At 63.1% G+C, this 24,847-nt stretch carries 19 protein-coding genes; 17 read left to right on the top strand and 2 right to left on the bottom strand.

Annotation, left to right across the window (positions count from 1 at the left end; genetic code table 11):
- Positions 1 to 90 precede the first annotated feature (90 nt).
- The 8 genes from NFH97_RS17220 (at position 91) to NFH97_RS17255 (ending at position 9,720) form a co-directional block, all read left to right on the top strand.
- Positions 91 to 399, top strand: coding sequence for an HP0495 family protein (locus tag NFH97_RS17220; RefSeq protein ID WP_045992676.1), 309 nt, complete (start codon positions 91 to 93; stop codon positions 397 to 399).
- Positions 399 to 1,070 (top strand): lipoyl(octanoyl) transferase LipB, encoded by a 672-nt coding sequence (gene lipB / locus NFH97_RS17225; protein ID WP_045992675.1) that lies wholly within the window; start codon positions 399 to 401, stop codon positions 1,068 to 1,070. The genes NFH97_RS17220 and lipB overlap by 1 nt, the downstream gene beginning before the upstream one ends.
- A gap of 67 nt (positions 1,071 to 1,137) precedes the next feature.
- Positions 1,138 to 2,139 carry a lipoyl synthase gene (gene lipA / locus NFH97_RS17230; protein ID WP_045992674.1) on the top strand — a complete coding sequence of 334 codons (1,002 nt, stop codon included), beginning with the start codon at positions 1,138 to 1,140 and terminating at the stop codon, positions 2,137 to 2,139.
- 212 nt (positions 2,140 to 2,351) lie between these two features.
- On the top strand, positions 2,352 to 5,045 hold the full coding sequence (locus tag NFH97_RS17235; protein ID WP_502878700.1) for a DUF3141 domain-containing protein: 2,694 nt from the start codon (positions 2,352 to 2,354) through the stop codon (positions 5,043 to 5,045).
- Positions 5,046 to 5,377: 332 nt separating this feature from the next.
- Positions 5,378 to 8,011, top strand: a complete 2,634-nt coding sequence (gene topA / locus NFH97_RS17240) for a type I DNA topoisomerase (RefSeq protein WP_045992673.1) — start codon at positions 5,378 to 5,380, stop codon at positions 8,009 to 8,011.
- On the top strand, positions 8,008 to 8,475 hold the full coding sequence (locus tag NFH97_RS17245; RefSeq protein WP_045992672.1) for a DUF6586 family protein: 468 nt from the start codon (positions 8,008 to 8,010) through the stop codon (positions 8,473 to 8,475). Before topA ends, NFH97_RS17245 begins: the two co-directional genes overlap by 4 nt.
- Before the next feature lie 216 nt (positions 8,476 to 8,691).
- Positions 8,692 to 9,258 carry a L,D-transpeptidase family protein gene (locus NFH97_RS17250; RefSeq protein ID WP_253028625.1) on the top strand — a complete coding sequence of 189 codons (567 nt, stop codon included), beginning with the start codon at positions 8,692 to 8,694 and terminating at the stop codon, positions 9,256 to 9,258.
- Positions 9,259 to 9,456: 198 nt separating this feature from the next.
- Entirely contained in the window at positions 9,457 to 9,720 is a 264-nt protein-coding gene (locus NFH97_RS17255; protein ID WP_045992670.1) for an Lpp/OprI family alanine-zipper lipoprotein, read from the top strand.
- A 466-nt stretch (positions 9,721 to 10,186) separates the two neighbouring features.
- Here the strand turns inward: NFH97_RS17255 and NFH97_RS17260 are convergent, their stop codons facing one another.
- On the bottom strand, positions 10,187 to 11,242 hold the full coding sequence (locus tag NFH97_RS17260; protein ID WP_349625228.1) for a L,D-transpeptidase family protein: 1,056 nt from the start codon (positions 11,240 to 11,242) through the stop codon (positions 10,187 to 10,189).
- Positions 11,243 to 11,359: 117 nt separating this feature from the next.
- Positions 11,360 to 14,809: a transcription-repair coupling factor gene (gene mfd / locus NFH97_RS17265; protein WP_349625229.1), complete on the bottom strand. Its 3,450-nt coding sequence runs from the start codon at positions 14,807 to 14,809 to the stop codon at positions 11,360 to 11,362.
- A gap of 183 nt (positions 14,810 to 14,992) precedes the next feature.
- On the opposite strand from mfd, the gene NFH97_RS17270 reads away from it, so the two are divergent.
- The 9 genes from NFH97_RS17270 (at position 14,993) to sthA (ending at position 24,828) form a co-directional block, all read left to right on the top strand.
- Positions 14,993 to 16,450 (top strand): glyceraldehyde-3-phosphate dehydrogenase, encoded by a 1,458-nt coding sequence (locus NFH97_RS17270; protein WP_349625230.1) that lies wholly within the window; start codon positions 14,993 to 14,995, stop codon positions 16,448 to 16,450.
- Between the two features lie 294 nt (positions 16,451 to 16,744).
- The gene (locus NFH97_RS17275; protein ID WP_108132831.1) at positions 16,745 to 18,094 is read left to right on the top strand and encodes a Na(+)-translocating NADH-quinone reductase subunit A; all 1,350 of its coding nucleotides are present in this window, start codon (positions 16,745 to 16,747) and stop codon (positions 18,092 to 18,094) included.
- Positions 18,094 to 19,320 carry an NADH:ubiquinone reductase (Na(+)-transporting) subunit B gene (locus NFH97_RS17280; protein WP_045992665.1) on the top strand — a complete coding sequence of 409 codons (1,227 nt, stop codon included), beginning with the start codon at positions 18,094 to 18,096 and terminating at the stop codon, positions 19,318 to 19,320. The genes NFH97_RS17275 and NFH97_RS17280 overlap by 1 nt, the downstream gene beginning before the upstream one ends.
- Positions 19,320 to 20,138 (top strand): Na(+)-translocating NADH-quinone reductase subunit C, encoded by an 819-nt coding sequence (locus NFH97_RS17285; RefSeq protein ID WP_108132830.1) that lies wholly within the window; start codon positions 19,320 to 19,322, stop codon positions 20,136 to 20,138. The genes NFH97_RS17280 and NFH97_RS17285 overlap by 1 nt, the downstream gene beginning before the upstream one ends.
- Before the next feature lie 2 nt (positions 20,139 to 20,140).
- Positions 20,141 to 20,809: an NADH:ubiquinone reductase (Na(+)-transporting) subunit D gene (locus NFH97_RS17290; RefSeq protein WP_045992663.1), complete on the top strand. Its 669-nt coding sequence runs from the start codon at positions 20,141 to 20,143 to the stop codon at positions 20,807 to 20,809.
- A 1-nt stretch (position 20,810) separates the two neighbouring features.
- Positions 20,811 to 21,428 carry an NADH:ubiquinone reductase (Na(+)-transporting) subunit E gene (gene nqrE, locus NFH97_RS17295; protein WP_045992662.1) on the top strand — a complete coding sequence of 206 codons (618 nt, stop codon included), beginning with the start codon at positions 20,811 to 20,813 and terminating at the stop codon, positions 21,426 to 21,428.
- A 63-nt stretch (positions 21,429 to 21,491) separates the two neighbouring features.
- Entirely contained in the window at positions 21,492 to 22,724 is a 1,233-nt protein-coding gene (gene nqrF / locus NFH97_RS17300) for an NADH:ubiquinone reductase (Na(+)-transporting) subunit F (RefSeq protein ID WP_045992661.1), read from the top strand.
- 341 nt (positions 22,725 to 23,065) lie between these two features.
- Entirely contained in the window at positions 23,066 to 23,323 is a 258-nt protein-coding gene (gene nqrM, locus NFH97_RS17305; RefSeq protein WP_045992660.1) for a (Na+)-NQR maturation NqrM, read from the top strand.
- Between the two features lie 113 nt (positions 23,324 to 23,436).
- A complete protein-coding gene (sthA, locus tag NFH97_RS17310; RefSeq protein ID WP_045992659.1) occupies positions 23,437 to 24,828 on the top strand; it encodes a Si-specific NAD(P)(+) transhydrogenase in 1,392 nt (463 codons plus the stop codon).
- The last annotated feature ends 19 nt before the right edge of the window (positions 24,829 to 24,847 follow it).

Genomic DNA, 24,847 nt, shown 5'->3' on the forward strand with positions numbered 1-24,847 from the left:
CCGGCCGAGGTGAGCCGCCTCGGCCGGCGTCCTTGGTCGTGATGCCAAGGTTGAGTAGAATACTCGGGTATCCATTGTAAGGGGCATCGGATGAACGACAGGACCTTTCGCGATCTGCGCACCCAGGCAGGGCCGGATCCGGCGGATGTCACCATCACCTTTCCCTGCGACTATCCGATCAAGGTGGTCGGAGATGCTGCCGAGGACTTCGCCGCCACCGTCAGCCAGATCGTGCATCGCCATGATCCTACCTTCGAGGGCAGCAGCCTCGAGGTGGTCGACAGTCGCAACGGGCGCTTCCAGTCGGTGCGGTTGACCATGCGCGCCACCGGTGAAGCCCAGCTCAAGGCGCTGTTCGACGAACTCAAGGCCACAGGCCGCGTGCACATGGTGGTGTGATGGAGGCGATCGACGTCTATCATCTGGGGCTCAAGCCCTATCGGCCAGTGTGGCAGGCGATGCGCGAACTGACCGACACCCGAGATGGCGATACGCCTGACCAGATCTGGGTGGTCCAGCACCCGCCGGTGTTCACCCAGGGCCAGGCAGGCAAGCCCGAGCACCTGTTGATGCCGGGCGAGATTCCGGTGGTGGAGACCGATCGCGGCGGGCAGGTGACCTACCACGGCCCGGGTCAGCTTGTGCTGTACCCGCTGATCGATGTCAAGCGTGCCAGACTGGGGGTCCGAGACCTCGTCAGTGCGCTGGAAGACAGCGTGGTCGATGCCCTGGGCGAGCATGGCATCGAGGCAAGCGCCCGGCCTGACGCGCCTGGCGTGTACGTCGGTGAACGCAAGATTGCCTCACTGGGGTTGAGGATTCGACGGGGTGCCAGTTTTCATGGCATCGCGGTCAATCTCGAGGTCGATCTCACGCCATTTTCGTTTATCAACCCATGTGGCTACGCTGGACTCGAGATGACCCGGCTGGCCGATCTGGTCTCTTCGAGGCTGGACATGGAAGCCGAAGCGCGTCGGCTATTGCGCACGCTGGCGACGCGACTGGGACAACGCGAACTGATCGAGCGCCCCGGCTTGCCGGGAGTGCTCGACGCCCACAATTTTGACTGATCGCACAGGGCACGCCGAAGGCCGTCACAGCAACGTGTCTCCCGAGCGATCCTCACAGGACAGTGAAATGACAGACAGTTCCGCCATCCAGGCGGCGGCCGCCGCCGCCAAGGCCAAGAAGAACGCCCGCAGCGAAAGGGGAGTGAAGCTTCGCGGCGCCGACAAGGTGGCGCGGATCCCGGTCAAGGTGATCCCCACGGAGGAGATTCCGCGCAAGCCGGACTGGCTCAGGGTACGCATGCCGGTGTCCAAGGAAGTCACCCGTATCAAGGAGACCCTGCGACGTCATGGCCTGCACACCGTCTGCGAGGAAGCCTCATGCCCCAACCTGGGCGAGTGCTTCAACGGCGGTACCGCCACCTTCATGATCATGGGCGATATCTGTACCCGCCGCTGCCCGTTCTGTGATGTGGCTCACGGGCGTCCCAACGCCCTGAACGAGCGCGAGCCGCGCGAACTGGCCGAGGCCATCGCCGAGATGCGCCTGAACTATGTGGTGGTGACCTCCGTCGACCGTGACGATCTGCGTGACGGCGGTGCCCAGCACTTCGTCGACTGCATCCGCGAGATTCGTCGTGATAGCCCGAGCATCGAGATCGAGGTACTGGTGCCGGACTTTCGTGGTCGCATGGAGGTGGCGCTGGACATCCTCGAGACCACGCCGCCCGACGTCTTCAACCACAACCTGGAGACGGTGCCGAGTCTGTATCGCAAGGTGCGGCCGGGGGCCGACTATCAATGGTCGCTGGACCTGCTCAAGGGCTACAAGGCGCGCCGTCCCGAAGTGATGACCAAGTCTGGCTTGATGCTGGGTGTCGGCGAGACCGACGAGCAGGTCATCGAGGTGATGCGCGACCTGCGTGCCCACGACGTGGACATGCTGACCCTGGGGCAGTACATGCAGCCGTCTCGCAATCACCTGCCGGTGGATCGCTGGGTGCCGCCGTCCACGTTCGACTGGTTTGCCGAGCAGGGGCGTGCCATGGGCTTCACCCACGTGGCTTCCGGCCCGTTGGTGCGCTCGTCCTACCATGCCGATCAGCAGGCACACGGCATCGAAGTGAAGTAGAGCGAAAGCGGTATTTCAGCTACCCACAACGCCCGGCATTGCCGGGCGTTGTGTTTTTGAGCGTACCCGCTCTACAGTGAATCTCCTACGCGATGTGCAGATCCGAAAGGAGGGGGCTTCGCAGTACCTGCATTATTGCGCTATATTGCACTGCAACAAGTGCGCAGACGCAAGGATCGCCTGCTGCGCATCACGCAACCCTGGGAGCCTATATGAATGCGTTGATGCCAAGCGCCACCGCGCCCCTGTTCGCGCTGGCGGAACCCTTTGCTCCACTGTTCGACCCCTTCGGCTTCGGCCGTGCCGCGGCCGACTACTGGCGTGACAGCGTCGAGCGCAGCATCCTCTACTGGGATGTCATGCGCCAGCGCGGCAACGAATACCTCGAACATATCGAGAAGACCCGCCCCACCGTACTTGGCTTCGATACCGACATCGTGATGGAAGGCGAGACCCTGCCTCGCCCCGTCAACTATGAGCTTTTGCGCGTGCACCCGCCCGAGGGTGTCGAGACCGATGAACTGGCACGCCCCTTCGTGGTGGTCGACCCGCGCGCCGGACATGGCCCGGGTATCGGTGGCTTCAAGCCCGACAGCGAGATCGGTATCGCACTGCGCGCCGGCCATCCCTGCTACTTCATCGCCTTCATGCCCTATCCCGTCCCGGGGCAGCGGGTCGAGGACGTGGTTGAAGCCGAGGTCACCTTCCTGCGCCACGTCGCGGAGCTGCATCCCGATAGCGAAAAACCCATGGTCGTGGGCAACTGTCAGGCGGGCTGGCAGATCATGATGGCGGCAGCGCTCGAGCCCGAGCTGTTCGGACCGATCCTGATCGCCGGTGCACCGCTGTCCTACTGGGCCGGGGAGCGCGGCAAGGCGCCGATGCGCTATACCGGCGGCATGACCGGCGGCAGCTGGGCCACCCATATGCTCTCGGACATGGGCGATGGCCTGTTCGACGGAGCCTGGCTGGTGCAGAACTTCGAACGCCTCAATCCGGCCAACACCTGGTGGGACAAGCAGTACAACCTGTACGCCCATGTCGATACCGAAGCCGATCGCTATCTTCAGTTCGAGCGCTGGTGGGGCGGCCATGTGGTGCTGGGTGGAGAAGAGATCCAGTACATCGTCGACAACCTGTTTGTCGGCAATCGCCTGTCCACGGCCCAGCTGGTGACGTCCGACGGGCGCCGTATCGATCTTCGCAACGTGCGCTCCCCGGTGGTGGTGTTCTGCTCACAAGGTGATGACATCACGCCGCCGCCCCAGGCACTTGGCTGGGTGCGTGATCTCTACGACGGCGTCGACGACATCATCGCCAACGAGCAGACCATCGTCTACTGCGTCCATGACAAGACCGGCCACCTCGGCATCTTCGTTTCCGGCAGCGTCTCGCGCAAGGAACACGCCGAGTTCACCGCCAATATGGACTACATCGACGTGCTGCCACCGGGGCTCTACGAGACCACGGTGTCCAAGGCCAGCGAGCGGCCCGACGCCGAATTGATCGAGCGGGACTACCTGCTGGAGTTCTCCACCCGGGACCTCGACGACCTGAATCAGGTGGTCAAGCATAGCCCCGAGGACGAGCGGCGTTTCGCCACGGTGGCCAGGGTCTCGGAGATCAATCTGGGGCTCTATCGTCAGTTCCTGCAACCCTGGATTCGTGCCGTGTCGACACCCGAGTCGGCTCGTTGGATGCGCAAGATGCACCCCAATCGCATGGGGTATCGCCTGCTGTCCGATCGTAATCCGATGATGTCGTCGTTGCCGGTGATGGCGGAGTCGGTGCGCAAGCATCGTCATGAACTCGGTGATGACAACATCTTCCGAGTGTATGAGGACATCGGGTCGAGCCTGATCTCGCGGAGTCTGGATGCCTGGCGGGTACTGCGCGATCGCGCCCTCGAGAAGGCCTTCCTTGACCTCTACGGTCAGCCGCTGTTGCAGTCGCTGGTGGGGCTGAAAGGCGCCGTGGAGGGTGAGCGTCAGGTGCCTGGCTCCGAGCCGGAGCGTCGTCGCTTTATCCAGCGTCGCCAGCAGGAAGTGCGCGAGCAGGTGGCGCAAGGCGGCGCCCACGAGGCCGTGATGCGCTCGGTGATCTTCGTGCTGGGTGGTGCTCCTGCTACCGATGGCCGCAATTTCCGCCGCCTGCAGGCGTCGCGCAGCGAGCTTGAGCCGGAGCTGCGGCTGGAAGACTTCAAGCATCTGATGCGCGATCAGTTCTTTATCCTGAAGCAGGATCGTGAGGCTGCGCTGGAGGCCATTCCCGAGCTGCTCAAGGGGCTCGATGCCAGGACGATCGACGGCCATATCGAGCATATCGAGCATGTACTGGCGGCCAGCGGTGAGCTCAGCGAGCACGCCGCCGCTCGTTTCGAACGTATCAAGGCGCTGTTTGGCAAGGCCCGTCCGGCAACGCGTCGTACGGCCCGCCGCAGTGGTGGGGCCAGTGGTAACAGCAGCGCCAAGACGGCGCCGGCTAGCGGCACGTCAGCCAAGCGCGGCACTCGTCAATCTGCAAGCGAATCTTCCCGCGTCGAAGGGCAGGCCCAGGCCGCGCCCAAGGCCGACGCCGAGCCTGCTGATGCGCCTGCGGCAAAGGCTAAGGCGAGGACCGAGGCGAAGCCGGCTGCCGAAGCGAAGCCTGAAACTAAACCTGAGGCCAAGCCCGAGACCAAGTCCGAGGCCAAGTCCGAGGCCAAACCGGCGGCTGACGCTAAAACTGAGGCCAAACCTGAGGCCAAGCCTGAGGTCGAGACCAAGCCTGTGGCTGAGGCCGAGCCCAAGGCTGCCCAGGCCGCCACGCCAGCCTCTCGCGAGGGAGGCAATGACGCCGAGAAGGCGCCTGCAGCGACCCGTCGGCGCAGCACTGGATCGCCCCGAGGGCAGCGGCGCAAGCGCTAGTCAAGCGCCTGACCGCCTTCGATGATCGAGTGTGAGACATCGACCATTCCGCTTGCCCCTGCTTCGTGCAGGGGCAAGTCGGTTCTGAGGGGCGGCTTGTCGGCCGTCGAGGTAAGGGCTAGTCTCTTGGCGATGTCAGGTGGACGCCAGGGCGTCAGTCGTGGGGAAACGGCTGGGCATGCGTCTAGCCTGCCTGGGGCTCGAACCGATGTGACTGGCGCGACGTTCGGCGCTGGGTTAGGGTAAGCGCATTTTTCCCGTCCACCATCGGCGGGAGTGGCACATACTGGCGTTCGCCAAGGAGCGCGGCGCCCTGACTACTGTGGAGTACTATGGGCAAGTCTCTGGTCATCGTCGAGTCGCCCGCCAAGGCGAAGACGATCAACAAGTACCTCGGCAACGAGTTCATCGTGAAGTCGAGCGTGGGTCACATCCGTGATCTTCCGACCAGCGGCTCTGGCAAGGCGGCTTCCGATCCCAAGGAGCGGGCTCGCCAGGCGGCCGCGACGCGCAAGATGTCGGCTGAGGAAAAGGCGGTCTACAAGCAGCAGAAGGCGCATAGCCAGCTGATACGACGCATGGGTATCGACCCTGACCATGGCTGGCAGGCCAACTACGAGATCCTGCCGGGCAAGGAAAAGGTCGTGGCCGAGCTCAAGAAGCTGGCGGAGAAAGCCGATACCGTCTATCTCGCGACCGATCTGGACCGCGAAGGGGAAGCCATCGCCTGGCACCTTCGCGAGACCATCGGTGGGGACGAGCAACGCTATCGCCGGGTGGTGTTCAACGAGATCACCAAGAATGCCATCCAGGAAGCCTTCACCGACCCCGGTCAGCTGAACATGCCCAGGGTCGAGGCCCAGCAGGCTCGCCGCTTCCTCGATCGTGTGGTGGGCTTCATGCTGTCGCCGCTGCTGTGGGCCAAGGTAGCCCGCGGGCTCTCGGCCGGTCGTGTCCAGTCGGTGGCCATGCGCCTGATCAGCGAGCGCGAAAGCGAGATTCGCGCCTTCGTGCCCGAGGAATTCTGGGACGTTCATGCCGACCTGGTGACGCCGGACGGCGAGGCCATCCGCTTCGAGCTGGTACGTCAGGATGGCAAGACGTTCAGGCCCACCAGCGAGAGCGAGACCCTCGAGCGCATCGCTGCGCTGCGCAAGGCCAGTCTTGCGATCACCTCGCGGGAAGACAAGCCGACCCGGTCCAAGCCCAACGCCCCCTTCATCACCTCGACGCTGCAGCAGGCCGCCAGTGGCCGGCTGGGGTTCTCGGTGAAGAAGACCATGACCCTGGCCCAGCGGCTCTACGAGGCGGGCTACATCACCTATATGCGTACCGACTCGACCAACCTGTCCCGCGAGGCAGTGGAGAGCGTGCGTGACTATATCGGTGAGGAGTTCGGCGATCGCTACCTGCCCGAAGCCCCTAACCGCTATTCCAGCAAGGAAGGCGCCCAGGAGGCTCACGAAGCCATCCGGCCGTCCGAGGTGTCCCGTCGCTCGACCGACCTGGCGGGCATGGAGCGGGATGCCGAGCGCTTGTACGAACTGATCTGGCGGCAGTTTGTCGCCTGCCAGATGACCCCGGCGGAATACCTGTCGTCGACCCTGAGCGTGGTGGTGGACGGCTACGAGCTCAAGGCCAAGGGCCGGGTGCTCAAGTTCGATGGCTACACCCGAGTGATGACCCCCATGGGGCGCAAGGAAGAGGATCAGGCGCTGCCGGATCTGGGCGAGGGCACCCCGATGCACCTCGACGCGCTGGACCCCAGGCAGCACTTCACCAAGCCGCCGGCCCGTTACACCGAAGCCAGCCTGGTCAAGGAGCTGGAGAAGCGCGGCATCGGTCGCCCCTCGACCTACGCCGCCATCATCTCCACCATCCAGGATCGTGGTTACGTCAAGCTCGAGAACCGACGGTTCTACGCCGAGAAGCTGGGCGACATCGTCACCGAGCGACTCAAGGAGTCGTTCCCCGACCTGATGGACTACTCCTTCACCGCGCGCATGGAGGATAGCCTCGACGAGATCGCCGAGGGCGAGCGTAGCTGGCGTGAGCTGCTCGACGCTTTCTATCAGGAGTTTCGCGGGGAGCTGGCCAAGGCCGAGAGCGACGAGGGGATGCGGCCAAATCAGCCGGTACCCACCGATATCGACTGCCCCACCTGCGGGCGCAAGATGCAGATTCGTACCGCCTCGACCGGTGTCTTCCTCGGCTGCAGCGGCTACAACCTGCCGCCCAAGGAGCGCTGCAAGACCACCATCGACCTGCTGCCGGGTGAAGAAGCTGTCGCCGCCGATGCCGGCGAAGAAGCCGAGACCGATGCCCTGCGTGCCAAGGAACGCTGTCCGGTGTGTTCCACCGCCATGGACAGCTACCTGATCGATGAAGGGCGCAAGCTGCATATCTGCGGTAACAGCCCCGACTGTGACGGCTACAAGATCGAACAGGGCAAGTTCCGCATCAAGGGCTACGACGGCCCGGTCATCGAGTGTGACAAGTGCGGCTCCGAGATGCAGCTCAAGTCCGGGCGCTTCGGCAAGTACTTCGGCTGCACCAGTGACAGCTGCAAGAATACCCGCAAGCTGTTGCGCAACGGTGAAGTAGCTCCGCCCAAGATGGATCCGATTCCGATGCCGGAACTGGCCTGCCAGAAGGTGGAAGACCACTACGTGCTGCGCGATGGCGCCAGCGGGCTGTTCCTGGCCGCCAGCAAGTTTCCCAAGAACCGGGAGACCCGTCCGCCTCTGGTCAAGGAACTGAAGCCCCACGCCGCCGAGCTGCCGGAGAAGTACCACTACCTGCTCGATGCGCCGGACCAGGACCCGGATGGGCGCCCGGCTCAAATTCGTTTCTCGCGCAAGCTCAAGGAGCAGTTCGTGATGACCGACGGCGACAATGGCAAGGCCAGTGGCTGGAAGGCGAGCTGGGACGGTAACAAGTGGGTGGTGGAGGACAAGCGCAAGTGACACCGCGGGCCCGCACCAATCAGTTGTTGTATCAGGCGCAGTTGCTGCTGGACGTGGCGCCGGGTGATGACGAGCACCAGGGCGCCAGAAAGAGGGCCAGCGAGGAGGGCGCCCTGGCGTTGTTCGAGCTGGCGATCGACGCCCTGCTGCGCGACGTCTGCGAGCACGCTCATCTGGCGGAACATGACTGGCGAAGCCTGTTGCTGGGTGATGACCCACCCGCCGTGGCCGAGGTTCATCGGCTACGTGAGCTGGCCCGCGACGGCAGCAGTTGGCTATACCGTGTCATCGGTCATCTCGAGGCGCTGCATGGCGATGAAGGTGCGAGTCGACCTCGCTCGCCGGCATTGTCCGGGGTAATTGCCGTGGACCGGCAGGCGGATCTGGGGCAGGAGTTGCAGCATTGCCTCGAGGCGGCCAAGGTCGAGATCGCCGCCTTACGCCAGACCAGTGAGGAATGGTAAAGGCAGAGTGTCGTCGGCCGGCGACGCTTCTGTGCGTCGTCGTTTGATAGCTGCGACAGAGCTCGTTTGCCTGCCGTGAAATCGGCCAGGTTCCGCGTGAAGTTCCGCAGAATCGGGATTACACTGCGTCACAGATGTTTTCGTTTATTCACAGTGAGTTTATCCATGTTCGCCCAGAGTCAACGTCGCCGTTTCATCCAAATGATACTTGGTGCCATGCTGCTACTCCCTCTGGGTGTCAGTGCCAGCATGGACATGGTAGAGGACCAGCTTCGCCGTGCCATTGTCCCGGACTCCTCCAGCGAGATCTGGGTCCTGATCGATAACCAGGACTCTCGCCTGACGGTGTATCGCGGGGGGGTGGAGCTGGCTCGATACTCACCGATTTCGGTCGGTAGAGGGGGCGCCAAGTCCCAGCGGGTCATGGGCGACAAGACCACGCCAAGAGGCGAGTTCCACGTCAATCGCTTCAACTTCGACAGCAAGTTCGACATCTTCATCGGCCTGGACTATCCGACGCCCACCCACGCCAGGATGGCGCTGGAGACGGGGCTGTACAGTCAGCAGGATTACGACGACTATTTCGACTACTATCGCCGGCATCGTAGCCCGCCCCAGCAGACGATCCTGGGCGGTTATATCGGCATACACGGAGTCGGCGATGGGGACATGGACATCCATCGCAACTTTGACTGGACCAACGGATGTGTCGCCGTGACCAATCATGAAATTCGGGAACTTTCCGGCTTGATTGATGTTGGCACTCGCGTCGTCATCCGCTAGTCTTTAGGGGCGCAAGGGACGTTCAAGACTATGGACAAGCGCCGTTGTGTATTATAAAACAGCGTTTGACTCCTGTGCTTAGCAGCACAAGTCGCTGCAAGAAAGGCCTGCCTTTGCAGGAAGCCTGATGGATACATACCCTGATCGGGTATGTTACTGTCACCAACGCAGTACCAAGGAAGACTCAAGGAGAACACCATGACTCTGAAGACTACCCTGAAGCTGACCGCCGCCGCCGCTTCTCTGGCCGTTCTGGCTGGCTGTGCTTCTTCCAGCGCTCTGGAAGAAGTCCGCATGACCGCTGAGTCCGCTCAGGCCGACGCTGCAGAAGCTCGCAGCATCGCCACTCAGGCTCAGAACACTGCCAACCAGGCACAGCGTGACGCTCAAGCGGCCCTGCAGCTGTCTCAGCAGAACCGCGAAGAGATGAACCGCATGTTCGAGCGCTCCATGCGCAAGTAATCGTTTCGCATCCCGTTCGCGGGATTGACCGACAGGACGTCAGGGTTTCATCGAAATCAGGTCGTCCAGGTCATGAAACGATAGGCTGAGGCCCCACCGAAAGGTGGGGCCTCAGTCGTTTGTGGCGTGTGATCGTTGCATGACGATTGATGGTGGGCGGGAGCTGCCAGTCAATCGTCTGACCACTGCCTGTTCCTTCATCTGATGGCTGCCTGTCTGGCTGCCTGTCCTGTCGCTTGTCTCCTGACGGCTGCCTCTCCTCTGCCTGACGGCTGCCTGTCCTCTGCCTGACGGCTGCCTCTCCTCTGCCTGACCACTGACTGCTGCGGATGCGTCGTTTGAGCTGGATCATGGTGTCGCCACCATGCCGGCGAGGCCCCGCTGGAAATGTTGGCGCCAAAAAAAGGCGCCCCTGTCGGGGCGCCGTGCACGTCACGTGCTTGATGTGGTGCCTGTGGTTGCCGGTTCAGCCTTCGTGGCTGACCTGTCCCAGCAGGGCAGGCTCGTCGTCGATCAACTCGATATGGTCATAGAGGCTGCCAGGCAGCGGCTTGGGTTCTGCCGGGGTGGTGGTCTGCATGGCGACCGGAAGGCCGCTGGGCGTCTCCATGGCGCTACGCAGGCGCGCAAAGTCGACGTCGTAGTCCTTGTCCTTGACGGCGGCCTCGACCTCCTCGATAGCGGCGGTCATGTCCTCGATCGGCGCGCCTTCTTCTTCGTCGAGGTAGGGGTAGGCCTGGACATAGAGGTGCTCGTCGGACCAGCCGAGCTTCAGCGGTTCGTTGACCAGTCGGACGCGGGTGCCCACCGCGACTTGATCGAACAGATTCTCGACATCGTCGGGCAGCATGCGGATGCAGCCGTGAGTGACGCGCATGCCGACGCCCTCAGGCTTGTTGGTGCCGTGGATCAGGTAGCCGGGGATGCCCAGGCGCATCTTGCGCGTGCCCATGGGGTTGTCGGGTCCGGGCGGCACCACGCCGGGCAAGGGGTCGCCAGCCTCGGCGTGTTCGCGGCGAATGGAGGCGGGGGGGTACCAAGACGGATTCTTGACCATCTGGGTGATGGTGGTGGAGCCCAGCGGCGTCTTCCAGTCCATGCGGCCCACGGCGATCGGGTAGGTCTGCACCGTACGCGGCTCGCCTTCCTTGGCCGGCGGGTAATAGTAGAGGCGCATCTCGGCCACGTTGACCACGATGCCGTTGCGCGGTGCATCGGGCAGGATGAACTGGGCCGGGATGGTCACTTCGGTACCCTCGCCGGGATACCAGATGCTGATGTCGGGGTTGGCGCGGGTGATGGCGTTGAAGCCGATGCCGTGCTCGTGTCCGATATCGATGAGGGTGTCTTCCTCGTCGGCTTCGACGGTGTAGACCTCACCGATCAGGTCGCCTTCTTCGGGCAGCAGGTAGTGGCCCCGGGGCAGGTCGTCGGCCGCCGCCAGAGGTGCCGCCAGCGCGCCCACGACGCCACACAGGGTGGCGAGGCGGACGAGTGGCCGGCGAAGTGAAGTCGAAGTCATTGCAGCAGTCTCGATAATGGGTGAAAGCCGGGGATCACCCGGCCGGAATTTGCGGTGTCCTATGTACATAGATTGCCCGCTAATGCGGCGTTGCGCCAGTCCCTTGCAAGGGATGGCTCAGGCCGCCTGAGTCTTTCGATTGAGTTGGTCCAGCAGCGCCTCGACGGCCTCGAAGCGGGTCTCCTCGGTGGCCATGTCGGCCTGGAAGCGCAGGGTGTCGGCGCCCTCCAGTCGATAGCGTTCCGGCGCCCCCTGGATCAGCCCCACCAGCGTCAGTGGATCCACCGCGGTCTGGCCGCCGAACAGCACGCGCCCGCGCTCGGCGCCCGCTTCCAGGCGCACGATACCGAGCCTTTCGGCACGCTGCCTGAGGCGGGTCTGGCGCAGCAGCGTCTTGACCGGGGCGGGCAGCAGCCCGAAGCGATCGATCATCTCCACGCGCAGTTCCTTGAGCTCGGCCTCGTTGTCGGCGTTGGCGATGCGCTTGTACATCACCAGACGCTGCTGGACATCGGGGAGATAGTCGTCGGGAATCAGCGCCGGCAGGTTGAGGCTGATCTCGACGCCTTCCTGCAGCGGCGCCTCGATATTCGGAGTGCGGCCTTCACGGATGGCTTTCACCGCCCGGTCGAGCATCTCCATATAGAGGCTGTAGCCCACCGCTTCCATCTGGCCGCTCTGTTCGTCGCCCAGCAGTTCGCCGGCGCCGCGGATTTCCATGTCGTGGCTGGCCAGGGTGAAACCAGCGCCCAGGTCCTCGGCCTGGCCGATCGCCTCGAGGCGCTTGACCGCATCTCGGGTGATCGAGCGAGGCGGCGGCGCCAGCAGGTAGGCGTAGGCCTGGTGGTGGCTGCGGCCTACCCGGCCGCGCAGCTGGTGGAGCTGGGCCAGTCCGAACTTGTCGGCACGCTCGATGATGATGGTGTTGGCGCTGGGCACGTCGATGCCGGTCTCGATGATGGTCGAGCACACCAGCACGTTGAAGCGCTTGTGATAGAAGTCGGACATCACCCGTTCCAGCGAGCGCTCGGGCAGCTGCCCATGCGCTACCGCGACGCGGGCGTCGGGCACCAGTTCGCGGACCTTCTCAGCGGCTGTCTCGATGGTCTTGACCTCGTTGTGCAGGTAGTAGACCTGGCCGCCGCGCAGTATCTCGCGCAGGATCGCCTCCTTGATCACGGCTTCTTCGCGCTGCTGGACGAAGGTCTTCACCGACAGGCGTCTGGCCGGTGGGGTGGCGATGATCGACAGGTCGCGGATGCCGCTCATGGCCATGTTGAGGGTTCGCGGGATCGGCGTTGCGGTCATGGTCAGTACGTCGACCTCGGCACGCAGGGTCTTGAGCCTTTCCTTCTGGGACACGCCGAAGCGATGTTCTTCATCGATGATGACCAGCCCCAGCTCCGGGAAGTCGAGCTTCCGAGACAACAGCTTGTGGGTGCCGATGACGATATCGACCTTGCCTTCGCGAACGCGCTTGAGGGTGTCCGTCTGACTGCCGCTGCTGGTGAAGCGGGACAACAGCTCGATATCCACCGCGGTATCGGCGAAACGGTCGCGGAAGTTCTCGAAATGCTGGCGGGCGAGCAGGGTGGTCGGCACCAGCACCACCACCTGGCGCCCGGACTGTACCGCAAGAAAGGCGGCACGCATGGCGACCTCGGTCTTGCCGAAGCCGACGTCGCCGCAGACGACACGGTCCATCGGGCGCGGTGCGGTCATGTCCTGGATCACCGCCTGGATGGTGACCCGCTGATCCGGCGTCTCCTCGAACGGGAAGTTGGCGACGAAGCGAGCGTACTCTTCATCCGGGGCGGCACAGGCGAAGCCTTCCCGGGCCTCGCGGCGGGCATAGATGTCGAGCAGCTCGGCGGCGGTATCGCGGATCTTCTCGGCGGCCTTGCGCTTGGCCTTTTCCCACTGTTCCGAGCCCAGTCGATGCAGCGGTGCCAGTTCATCGTCGGCACCGGCGTAGCGGGAAATAAGGTGCAGGCTGTCCACCGGCACGTAGAGCTTGGCGCCGTCGGCGTACTCGAGGCTGACGAATTCGGCCGCCTGGCCGCCGGCTTCCAGCGTTTCCAGCCCGCGGTAGCGGCCGACGCCATGGGACTGGTGGACCACCGGGGCGCCGACCTTGAGTTCGGAAAGATGGCGTACGGCGAGTTCGTTGTCGTCGGTGGCCTTGGCCTGGCGGCGGGTCTGGCGCACGATCTCGCCGAACAGTTCCGTCTCGGTGATCACACTGACCGCGGGGGAGCCGAGCGACAGGCCGCTGGAGAGCTGCCCCTCGGCGATGGCCAGGCGAGAGCTGCCGGCGAGGAAGTCGGAAAATCCGTCCGCGGCGTCCAGTGCACCGGTAGCGGGGGCCAGGGTCTCCTCCAGCGCTTCCCGACGCCCACGGGACTCGGCCACGAACAGCACCCGGCGCTCTGCGTGCTCGTTCAGAAATCCTCTGAGCGCCGCCAGCGGATCCTTTGCCCTGGCATTGATCGCCACCTGGGGGGCGTCGCTGGCATCCGAGGGATGGGCGTGGGGATGCTCGCTGTCTGCTGTCAGCTCGACCCTGGGGTGGGTCTTGATCAGCCCGAACAGTTCCGCTTCCGGGATGAAGGCACGGTGGGGCGGCAGCAGGGGGCGGGTCGGATCGACGCCGAGATTTTCGTAGCGGCTGGTGATCGCCTGCCAGTGGTGCTCGGCGGCTTCGCGGCAGCCGGACATCAGGGCGACGCGGGTATCCGCGGGAAGATGGTCGAACAGTGAAGCGGTGGCCTCGAAGAACAACGGCAGATACTGCTCGAGTCCGGGTGAGGGGATGCCCTTCAGCGCATCGACATAAAGCGGGCACTGGCGTGGGTCGACGTCGAACAGGGTCTCGAAGCCTTCACGAAAGCAGGCGATGGCCGAGCGTGACAGCGAATACTCGTGCGCCGGCAGCAGGTCGATCCGCTCGACCTTGTCGAGGCTGCGCTGGGTGTCGGGGTCGAAGCTCCTGAGGGTGTCGATCTCGTCGTCGAACAGGTCGATGCGAAGCGGATGGTCGCTGCCCATGGGAAAGAGATCGATCAGGGCGCCACGCAGGGCGTATTCACCCGGCTCGAAGACGGTCTCCACCGCCCGGTAGCCCGCCCGTGACAGCTGTTCGCGGAAGGTCTCCCGTTGCAGGGTGGCGCCGACCTCCAGGGTCAGCACCCGTCCGGCGATATAGTCCACCGGCGGCAGACGCTGCATCAGGGTATTGATCGGTACCAGCACGATGCCGTGCACACCATCCTGCAGATGCCGGAGGGTGCGCAGCCGCGACGAGACGATGTCCTGATGGGGCGAAAAGCTGTCGTAGGGCAGCGTCTCCCAGTCGGGGAAGGGCAGTACCGGCACGTCGGCATAGAAGGCCAGTTCGTTCTCGAGCCTCAGTGCCTCGGCGGTATCCTGGGTAATCACCAGCAGTGGCGCGTCGGCAGCCAGGCGCGAAAGCGCCAGGGCGCTGGCGCTGCCGGCGGGCGTGGTGAGGTACAGGGTGTCACGTGCGCCCTGGGGATGCGGCGGATCGAGCGGCGAAAAGGTAGGCATAGAGGATGTCGTTTCGCTGGCGTTCAGAGGTCGAGCAGGCATCATACCAGCCCGATCTCGCTCATGTAGTCAAACCGCGATTTGTGTAACGGGCCTACAGGAGGTGCGACCATACAGTCATTGCCCCTTTCAAGGGGGGGGCTGATAATACGCTCGTTTCCCCATCAGACTTAGAGGTCTCTCGTGAGCCAGCAACCCGATATCGTCTTCCAGCAATGGCACGACAACCAGGCCGTGGCCGAGCAGATGATCCCGCTGATCGGCAGCCTGTATCGTCGCAATAACGTGGTCACCACCATGTTCGGACGTTCGCTGTTCAACCGCAGCGTCATTCGCATCCTCAAGGACCATCGTTTCGTCAGGAAGATCGAAGGTACCGAGTTGTCGGTGCAGGATACCTTCCCGCTGGTGCAGGCGATGACCCAGCTGAATCTGGGGCCGGCTCACGTCGATGTGGGCAAGCTGGGTGTGGCATTCAAGAAGCAGGGCGGTGGCGATGCGCTGGCGTTCATGCGCGAGCAGCTGGCCGAGATCGTCGACTGTCACGATCCTGACGCCGGCAATGGCGAGCCCAAGGACGTGGTGCTCTACGGCTTCGGCCGGATCGGCCGGATCCTGGCCCGCGTGCTGATCGAGAAGGCCGGTGGCGGCAACCTGCTGCGCCTCAAGGCCATCGTGGTGCGCGGTCGTGGCGATATCGCCAAGGATCTGGAAAAGCGCGCCAGCCTGCTGCGTCGTGACAGCGTTCACGGTCCCTTCGACGGCACCATCAGCGTGTGCCCGGAGACCCGCACCCTGACCGCCAACGGCAACGTGATCCAGGTCATCTACGCCGATTCGCCGAGCGATGTCGACTACACCGACTACGGCATCAACAACGCCGTGGTGGTCGACAACACCGGTATCTGGCGCGACGAGGCTGGCCTCGGTCAGCACCTGGAGTGCAAGGGCGTGTCCAAGGCGCTGCTGACCGCCCCGGGCAAGGGCGACCTGAAAAACATCGTCTATGGCATCAATCATGGCGACATCACCCAGGATGATCGCATCATCTCCGCGGCGTCCTGCACCACCAACGCCATCGTGCCGGTATTGAAGGTGATGAACGACGAATACGGCATCGAGCATGGCCACGTCGAGACCGTTCACTCCTACACCAACGATCAGAACCTGATCGACAACTACCACAAGGGTGACCGTCGCGGACGCAGCGCACCGCTGAACATGGTGCTGACCGAGACCGGTGCTGCCAAGGCGGTTTCCAAGGCACTGCCGGAGCTGGGTGGCAAGCTGACCGGCAACGCCATCCGCGTGCCCACGCCCAATGTGTCGATGGCGATCCTCAACCTGTCGCTCGAGCGCGAGACCGACGCCGAGTCGCTCAACGACTACCTGCGCCGCATGTCCATCGACTCGGCCTTCCAGAAGCAGATCGACTTCGTCGACTCGCCGGAGGTGGTCTCCACCGACTTCGTCGGCAACCGTCACGCCGGCATCGTCGACGCCAAGGCGACCATCGCCCAGGGCCGCCACGCGGTGGTCTATGTGTGGTACGACAACGAGTTCGGCTACAGCTGCCAGGTGATTCGTATCCTGCAGCAGATCTCCAACGTGGCCTTCTGTAAGCTGCCGCGTCACGCCTAGTCCGTGCCGAGCGGGGCGAGAGTCTCGCGTTGAGGTAGCTCGAATACCCCTTGCCAACCTTGTTTGGCAAGGGGTTTTTCTGTTTGGGATGGAAGCGGTTTTGCAGAATCACGCAGTTCTGCGACGTTCGATCATGTGGTCAATCCACTGGCTTGTCTTTATAATGCTGGGGATTTTTCGGGGTGGTTCGATGTCGCCTCGGCGTGACTGGTGATGCGTGGCTTATAACAAGAATTCCTCTCATTTCCACCGAACCTCCGTCCATTATCTACGATCCATCAACTGGGCGAGTCTATGATCGAAGTCAAGAAAGGCCTGGATCTCCCCATCACGGGAGCGCCGGAGCAGCGTATCGAGGATGCGCGACCGGTGCGCCACGTGGCGCTCCTGGGGACCGACTATATCGGCATGAAGCCGACCATGGAGGTCAAGGAGGGGGACAAGGTCAAGCTGGGCCAATTACTGTTCACCGACAAGAAGATCGAGGGCGTGCGCTTTACCTCGCCGGCCTCGGGTGAAGTAGTGGCGATCAATCGCGGGGAAAAGCGCAGGCTTCTGTCGGTGGTGATCGAGGTCGACGACAGCGCCGAGGCCGAGTCCTTCACGGCCCATGGCCGCGATGCGCTCGAGTCCCTCGAGCGTCAGACCGTGGTCGACCAACTGGTGGAGTCCGGTCTGTGGACCGCGCTGCGCACTCGCCCGTTCTCGCGTACCCCGGCGCCCGACGCCGTACCCACCGATATCTTCGTCACCGCCATCGACACCCAGCCGCTGGCCGCCGATCCGTCGCTGGTCATCAACGAGCAGGCCGAGGCGTTCGAGGACGGCCTCAAGGTGCTGGGTCGACTGACCGAGGGCAAGGTGTTCCTGTGCACCGCCACCGATGCCCAGATTCCGGGCACCAAGGTCAAGGGCGTCCACCACGAGAGCTTTGCCGGTCCCCATCCGGCGGGCCTGGTCGGTACCCACATTCACTTCCTGTCCCCGGTGTCGCTGCAGCGTCGCGTCTGGCACATCGGCTACCAGGACGTGATCGCCTTCGGCAAGCTGTTCAGTGAAGGCAAGCTGGACCTGAGCCGGGTGGTCGCCGTGGGCGGCCCGCGTGCCGAGCGTCCGCGTCTGGTGCGTACCCGTGTGGGTGCCAGCACTGACGAACTGCTGGATCACGAGATCAAGTCTGCCGATGACACCCGCGTCATCAGCGGAGGCGTGTTCTCCGGCTTCACCGCCGAAGGCAGCCTGCGCTACCTGGGCCGCTTCCACAACCAGATCACCCTGCTGGAAGAGGGTAACAAGCGTGCCTTCATGGGCTGGTTGTCGCCGGGTGCCAATCGTCACTCGGTACTGGGTATCTACCTGTCGAGCCTGAAGGGCCTGCGCAACTATGCGCCGACCACCTCGACCAATGGTTCCGAGCGCGCCATGGTGCCGGTGGGTGCGTATGAAAAGGTGATGCCGCTGGACATCATGCCCACGCAGCTCTTGCGTTCGCTGATCGTCGGCGACATCGAGTCGGCGATGGAGCTCGGCTGCCTCGAGCTGGATGAAGAAGACCTGGCGCTGTGCACCTATGTGTGCCCGGGCAAGTATGAGTACGGTCCCATCCTGCGTGACAACCTCACCATGATCGAGAAAGAGGCCTGATGATGGGTATTCGACAGACACTCGACAATCTCGAGCCGCACTTTCACAAGGGTGGCAAGTACGAGAAGTTCTATCCGCTGTACGAGGCGGTGGACACTATCTTCTATGCGCCTCCCAGCGTGACCAAGACCACGGCTCACGTGCGTGACGGCATCGACCTCAAGCGCATGATGATCACGGTGTGGTTCTGCACCTTCCCGGCCATGTTCTTCGGCATGTGGAACGCTGGCTGGCAGGCCAACGAGGCCATCGCCGCGGGTTACGACTCCATGGGCGGCTGGCGCGAGATGATCCTGCTGACCTTCGCCGGTGGCCACGATGCCGGCAGCCTGTGGTCCAACTTCGTGCTGGGCGCTACCTACTTCCTCCCGATCTACCTGGTGACCTTCGTCATCGGTGGCTTCTGGGAAGTGCTGTTCGCGATCAAGCGCGGCCACGAGGTCAACGAAGGCTTCTTCGTCACCTCCGTGCTCTACGCCCTGATCCTGCCGGCTACCATCCCGCTGTGGCAGGTGGCGCTCGGCATCACCTTCGGTGTGGTGATCGGCAAGGAAATCTTCGGTGGTACCGGCAAGAACTTCCTCAACCCGGCGCTGACCGGTCGTGCCTTCCTGTACTTCGCCTATCCGGCGCAGATCTCCGGTGATGCCGTATGGGTCGCCGCCGACGGCTTCACCGGCGCGACGCCGCTGTCTACCGCCTACCAGAGCGGTATGGCCGCACTGCAGGACCAGTACAGCTGGTGGGACGCCTTCCTTGGCTTCATTCCCGGCTCCGTGGGTGAGACCTCGACGCTTGCCATCCTGATCGGGGCGGTGGTGCTGATCGGCATGAAGATCGCCTCGTGGCGGATCGTTGCCGGCGTGTTCCTCGGCATGGTAGCGATGAGCTCCATTCTCAACCTGATCGGCTCCGACACCAACGCCATGTTCGCCATGCCCTGGTACTGGCACCTGGTGGTGGGTGGCTTCGCCTTCGGCATGGTGTTCATGGCCACCGATCCCGTGTCGGCGTCCATGACCAACCCGGGTCGCTTCATCTTCGGCGCCCTGATCGGTGTGATGACGGTTCTGATCCGTGTGGTCAACCCGGCCTTCCCCGAGGGCATCATGCTGGCGATCCTGTTCGCCAACCTGTTCGCGCCGCTCATCGATCACTTCTTTGTTCAGGCCAACATCAAGCGTCGCGCCAAGCGCACCGCTGTCGTGGCCGAGGAGACCGCCTGATGGCACAAGGTAACAACTCCATCAAGAAGATCCTGACGGTCGCCTTCTCCCTGTGTATCGTCTGCTCGATCATCGTGTCGACGGCGGCGGTGGGACTCAAGGCGCGCCAGGAGCGCAACCAGGAGCTGGACCGCAAGTCCAACATCCTGGCCGTGGCCGACCTGTACGAACCGGGCATGGACGTCGGCAAGGAGTTCTCCCAGGCGGTGACCGCCAAGGTCGTCGATCTCGACACCGGGGAGTACACCGATGAGGTCGATCCCGAGACCTATGACGGCTTCCAGGCCGCCAAGGATCCGGCCCAGTCGCGCACCCTGTCCGGGGAGAAGGACATCGCCGGTCTCGGCCGTCAGGAGCAGTTCTCCACCATCTATCTGGTCGGTGACGAGAACAACCCCGAGCAGATCGTGCTGCCGATTCGTGGCCAGGGCCTGTGGGGCCTGATGCGCGGCTACCTGTCTGTGCAGGGTGACGGCAACACCATCGGCGGGATCACCTTCTATTCCCACGCCGAGACACCTGGCCTGGGTGGCGAGGTCGACAACCCGCGCTGGAAGGCGCAGTGGGAAGGCAAGGAAATCTACGCCTCGAGCGACACCATGGAGCCGGCCATCCAGCTGGTGAAGGGTGGTGCCAGCGAGTCCACCGAGGTCGACGCCCTGTCCGGCGCGTCTCTGACCAGCCGCGGCGTGACCAAGCTGGTGCAATTCTGGCTGAGCGAGGAAGGCTTCGGTCACTACCTGGCGCGCTTCCGCGATGGCGTGGACAGCCAGGCCAGCGCCGACGCCAGCCCCTCTGACGACAGCGAAGGAGCCTGACGATGTCTGCACCGACTCCCAAGGGCGTCATCCTGACGCCGATCTTCAAGAACAACCCCATCGCCCTGCAGATCCTCGGTATCTGTTCGGCGCTGGCGGTGACCTCGAGCCTCAGCGTCTCGCTGGTCATGAGTCTGGCCGTGATCTTCGTGACGGCGTTCTCGAGCATGTTCGTCTCGCTGATCCGCAATCACATTCCGTCCTCCATCCGTATCATCGTGCAGATGACCATCATCGCCTCGTTGGTGATCGTGGTGGACCAGATCCTCAAGGCCTTTGCCTATGAGATGTCCAAGCAGCTGTCGGTATTCGTCGGTCTGATCATCACCAACTGCATCGTGATGGGCCGCGCCGAAGGCTTTGCCATGACCAACACCCCGACGCTGTCGTTCCTCGACGGTGTCGGCAACGGTCTGGGCTACGGCTTCATCCTGATGACCGTCGGCTTCTTCCGCGAGCTGTTCGGCTCCGGCAGCCTGTTCGGCGTGACCATCCTGGAAACCGTGCAGAACGGTGGCTGGTACGTGCCCAACGGCCTGCTGCTGCTGCCGCCGTCCGCCTTCTTCATCATCGGTCTGATCATCTGGGTGCTGCGCAGCCTCAACCCGGAGCAGGTCGAGGACAACGAGTTCGTGATGAAGGAAAACACCCAGCCGAAGGAGGCCGTGTAACATGGAACACTATCTGAGCCTTTTCGTTGCCTCGGTGTTCGTGGAGAACATGGCACTGGCGTTCTTCCTGGGCATGTGTACCTTCATGGCCGTGTCCAAGAAGGTATCCTCGGCCATCGGTCTGGGCATCGCCGTGGTAGCGGTACTGACCATCACCGTGCCGGTGAACAACCTGATCCTCGAGTATCTGCTGGCGGAAGGTGCGCTGTCCTGGACCGGCATCGCCGGCGCCGAGAACATCGACCTGTCGTTCCTGGGTCTGCTGTCCTACATCGGCGTCATCGCCGCACTGGTGCAGATCCTCGAGATGTTCCTCGACAAGTTCGTGCCGGCGCTCTACAACGCCCTCGGCGTGTTCCTGCCGCTGATCACCGTGAACTGCGCCATCCTGGGTGGCACCCTGTTCATGGTCGAGCGCAGCTACAACTTCGGTGAGTCCGTGGTCTATGGCCTGGGCGCCGGTGTCGGCTGGGCGCTGGCGATCACCGCCCTGGCCGGTATCCGCGAAAAACTGAAGTACAGCGATGTGCCCGCTTCCCTGCAGGGACTGGGCATCACCTTCATCACCGTGGGTCTGATGTCCCTGGGCTTCATGTCCTTCTCCGGCATCCAGCTCTGAGTGCCCTGCACCGGGGGCTCTAGCCCTCGGTGCAGGCCCTAACCCTAGCAATAGGAAACCGACATGGTTGATACAACAGTCATCGTGCTCGGCGTCGTCATGTTCACCATCATCGTCATCAGTCTGACGGCGGTGATCCTGGCGGCCCGCTCCAAGCTCGTGAGCTCGGGCGATGTGACCATCGAGATCAATGACGATCCCGAGAACACCCTGACCACCCAGGCCGGCGGCAAGCTGCTCAACACCCTGGCGGCCAACGGCATCTTCCTGTCCTCCGCCTGTGGCGGCGGCGGCTCCTGCGCCCAGTGCAAATGCCGGGTCGAGGAGGGCGGCGGCTCGATCCTGCCCACCGAGGAAAGCCACTTTACCCTGCGCGAGAAGAAGGTCGGTTGGCGTCTGTCCTGTCAGGTACCGGTCAAGCAGGACATGAAGATCCAGGTCCCCGAGGAAGTGTTCGGCGTCAAGAAGTGGGAATGCGAGGTCATCGAGAACCCCAACGTCGCCACCTTCATCAAGGAGCTGAACCTGAAGCTGCCGGAAGGCGAGGAAGTGGCCTTCCGTGCCGGCGGCTACGTGCAGCTGGTGGCACCTGCCTACGACATCAAGTTCTCCGACTTCGATATCGAGGAAGAGTACCGCGGCGACTGGGAAAAATTCGGTCTGTTCGACGTCTCGCACAAGAACACCGAAGAGGTCATTCGTGCCTACTCCATGGCCAACTATCCGGAAGAGAAGGGTATTCTCAAGTTCAACATCCGGATCGCGACACCTCCGCCCAACTCCAGCCACCCGCCTGGCCTGATGTCCACCTACGTCTTCAGCCTGAAGCCGGGTGACAAGGTCACGGTGATGGGGCCGTTTGGCGAGTTCTTCGCCAAGGATACCGACGCCGAGATGGTCTTCATCGGCGGTGGTGCCGGCATGGCGCCGATGCGCAGCCACATCTTCGACCAGCTGAAGCGTCTGAACAGCGAGCGCAAGATGACCTTCTGGTACGGCGCACGCTCCTGGCGCGAGACCTTCTACAACGAAGAGTACGACAAGCTGGCCGAGGAGCATGAGAACTTCGACTGGCACCTGGCGCTGTCCGACCCCCAGCCGGAAGACAACTGGGAAGGGCCGACCGGGTTCATCCACAACGTGCTCTACGACATGTACCTCAAGGACCATCCGGCTCCCGAGGACTGCGAGTACTACATGTGCGGGCCGCCCATGATGAACGCCTCCGTCATCAAGATGCTGCTGGATCTCGGCGTCGAGCCCGAGAACATCATGCTGGATGACTTCGGCGGCTGATCACGCGCCTGTCCGTGTGCCCAAGGGCACCTTGCGAGCCCCGCCCCGTGCGGGGCTCGTTGGTTTGTGCGCCTTGTGATTTTGCCGCGAGAGGAGTTCTGGCATAATTGTCGCGCCGACTCGAGAATGCCCCGCTGACTGTCCTGCGAGGACACGGGACCTTGTCGAGTCGGTACCTTCAACGCCTCGGGCGTATGGCGACGGCCATTCGTTGTTCCGCCCAGGGATATCTCTTGTCCAACCGCTGTCCAATGGGAGAAAGGCAGGCGATGGTGTTGGCGACAAAGTGTTCGCGAGAAAGTGACCAGAGCCATCCTGCCCCATCCAGCGAGGAGTCCATCATGACCATCTACCTTATCGTTTTCGGTGCCATGCTGCTGATCATCGGCGCCATGGCGATCGGTGTCATTCTTGGCCGCAAGCCCATCGCCGGCTCCTGCGGCGGGCTCAACCAGCTTGGCCTGAAGGACGGCTGCGAGATCTGCGGCGGCAAGGATGAAGTGTGCGAGGAAGAATCAAAGAAGCGCGCCACCAGTCAGCGCCGCCAATCCGACGAGAATCGCGGACTGGACCTGGGCTACGACGCGACTCGTCGCTGAGCGGCAGCATCGACGCCCCCTGACCATGACGGCGCCTCTCGAGGCGCCGTCCTCATGATAAGCAGTGCCCGGCATCTCACATCCGGGTCGGTTTCCAGGAGAAGGAAGACACGATGGCAGTCCACAACTATGACGTGGTGGTGATCGGCACCGGGCCCGCCGGCGAGAGCGCAGCGATCAATGCGGCCAAGCATGGCAAGCGGGTCGCGGTGGTCGAAAAGCAGGCGCGGGTCGGCGGCAATTGCACCCACTGGGGCACCATCCCTTCCAAGGCGCTGCGTCATCAGGTCCGCCAGATCATGTCGTTCAACACCAACAGCATGTTCCGGGATATCGGCGAGCCGCGCTGGTTCTCGTTCCCCAAGGTGCGTGAACGCTCCCGGGTGACCATCGATCAGCAGGTGTCCATGCGCACCAACTTCTACGCGCGCAATCGCATCGACCTGTATCACGGGATCGCGCGCTTCAAGGACGAACACACCCTGATGGTAAGGGGCAGTGGTGAAAACCAGGAAGAGCTGGTAGCGGACAAGGTGATCATCGCCACCGGGTCACGGCCCTACCGTCCTGCGGACATCGATTTTCGCCACCCTCGTATCTACTGCTCCGATACCATTCTTGGTCTGCAGCACACCCCGCGTACCCTGATCATCTTCGGCGCCGGCGTCATCGGCTGTGAGTACGCCTCGATCTTCTCCGGGCTCGGACTCAAGGTGGATCTGATCAACAACCGCGGCAGCCTCTTGTCCTTCCTCGATGACGAGATCAGCGATGCGCTGTCCTATCATCTGCGCAAGCATGGTGTGTTGATCCGCCACAACGAGGAGTACGAGCGCGTCGAGGGTGACGAACACGGCGTCACGGTGCATCTGAAGTCGGGCAAGCGGCTGCGCGCCGACGCCTTCCTGTGGGCCAACGGCCGCACCGGCAATACCGACCAGCTGGGCCTCGAGAACATCGGTCTCACCGCCAACGGCCGCGGTCAGCTGCAGGTCGACGAGCACTATCGTACGGCGCTGCCCCACATTTACGCAGCCGGAGACGTGGTCGGCTGGCCGAGTCTCGCCAGCGCTGCCTACGATCAGGGACTGAACGCCTGCGACGAGCTGCTGGACCGGGAATTCCGCTACGTCACCGAGGTGCCCACCGGGATCTACACCATCCCCGAGATCAGCTCCTTTGGTCGCACCGAGCGCGAGTTGACCGAGGCCAAGGTGCCCTACGAGGTCGGCCATGCCTTCTTCAAGGACACCGCCCGCGCCCAGATCACCGGCGATACCGTCGGCATGCTCAAGATCCTGTTCGATCAGGATACCCTGGAGATCTACGGCATCCACTGCTTCGGCGACCAGGCCTCGGAGATCGTCCATATCGGCCAGGCGATCATGCAGCAGGAAGGGGAGGCGAATACGCTGAAGTACTTCGTCAACACCACCTTCAACTATCCGACCATGGCCGAGGCCTACCGGGTGGCCGCCCAGAATGGCCTCAACCGGGTGTTCTGAGCCGGCCAGCACGACCGAC

Source organism: Halomonas sp. SCS19 (assembly GCF_040147015.1).
Lineage (GTDB): Bacteria > Pseudomonadota > Gammaproteobacteria > Pseudomonadales > Halomonadaceae > Halomonas > Halomonas litopenaei.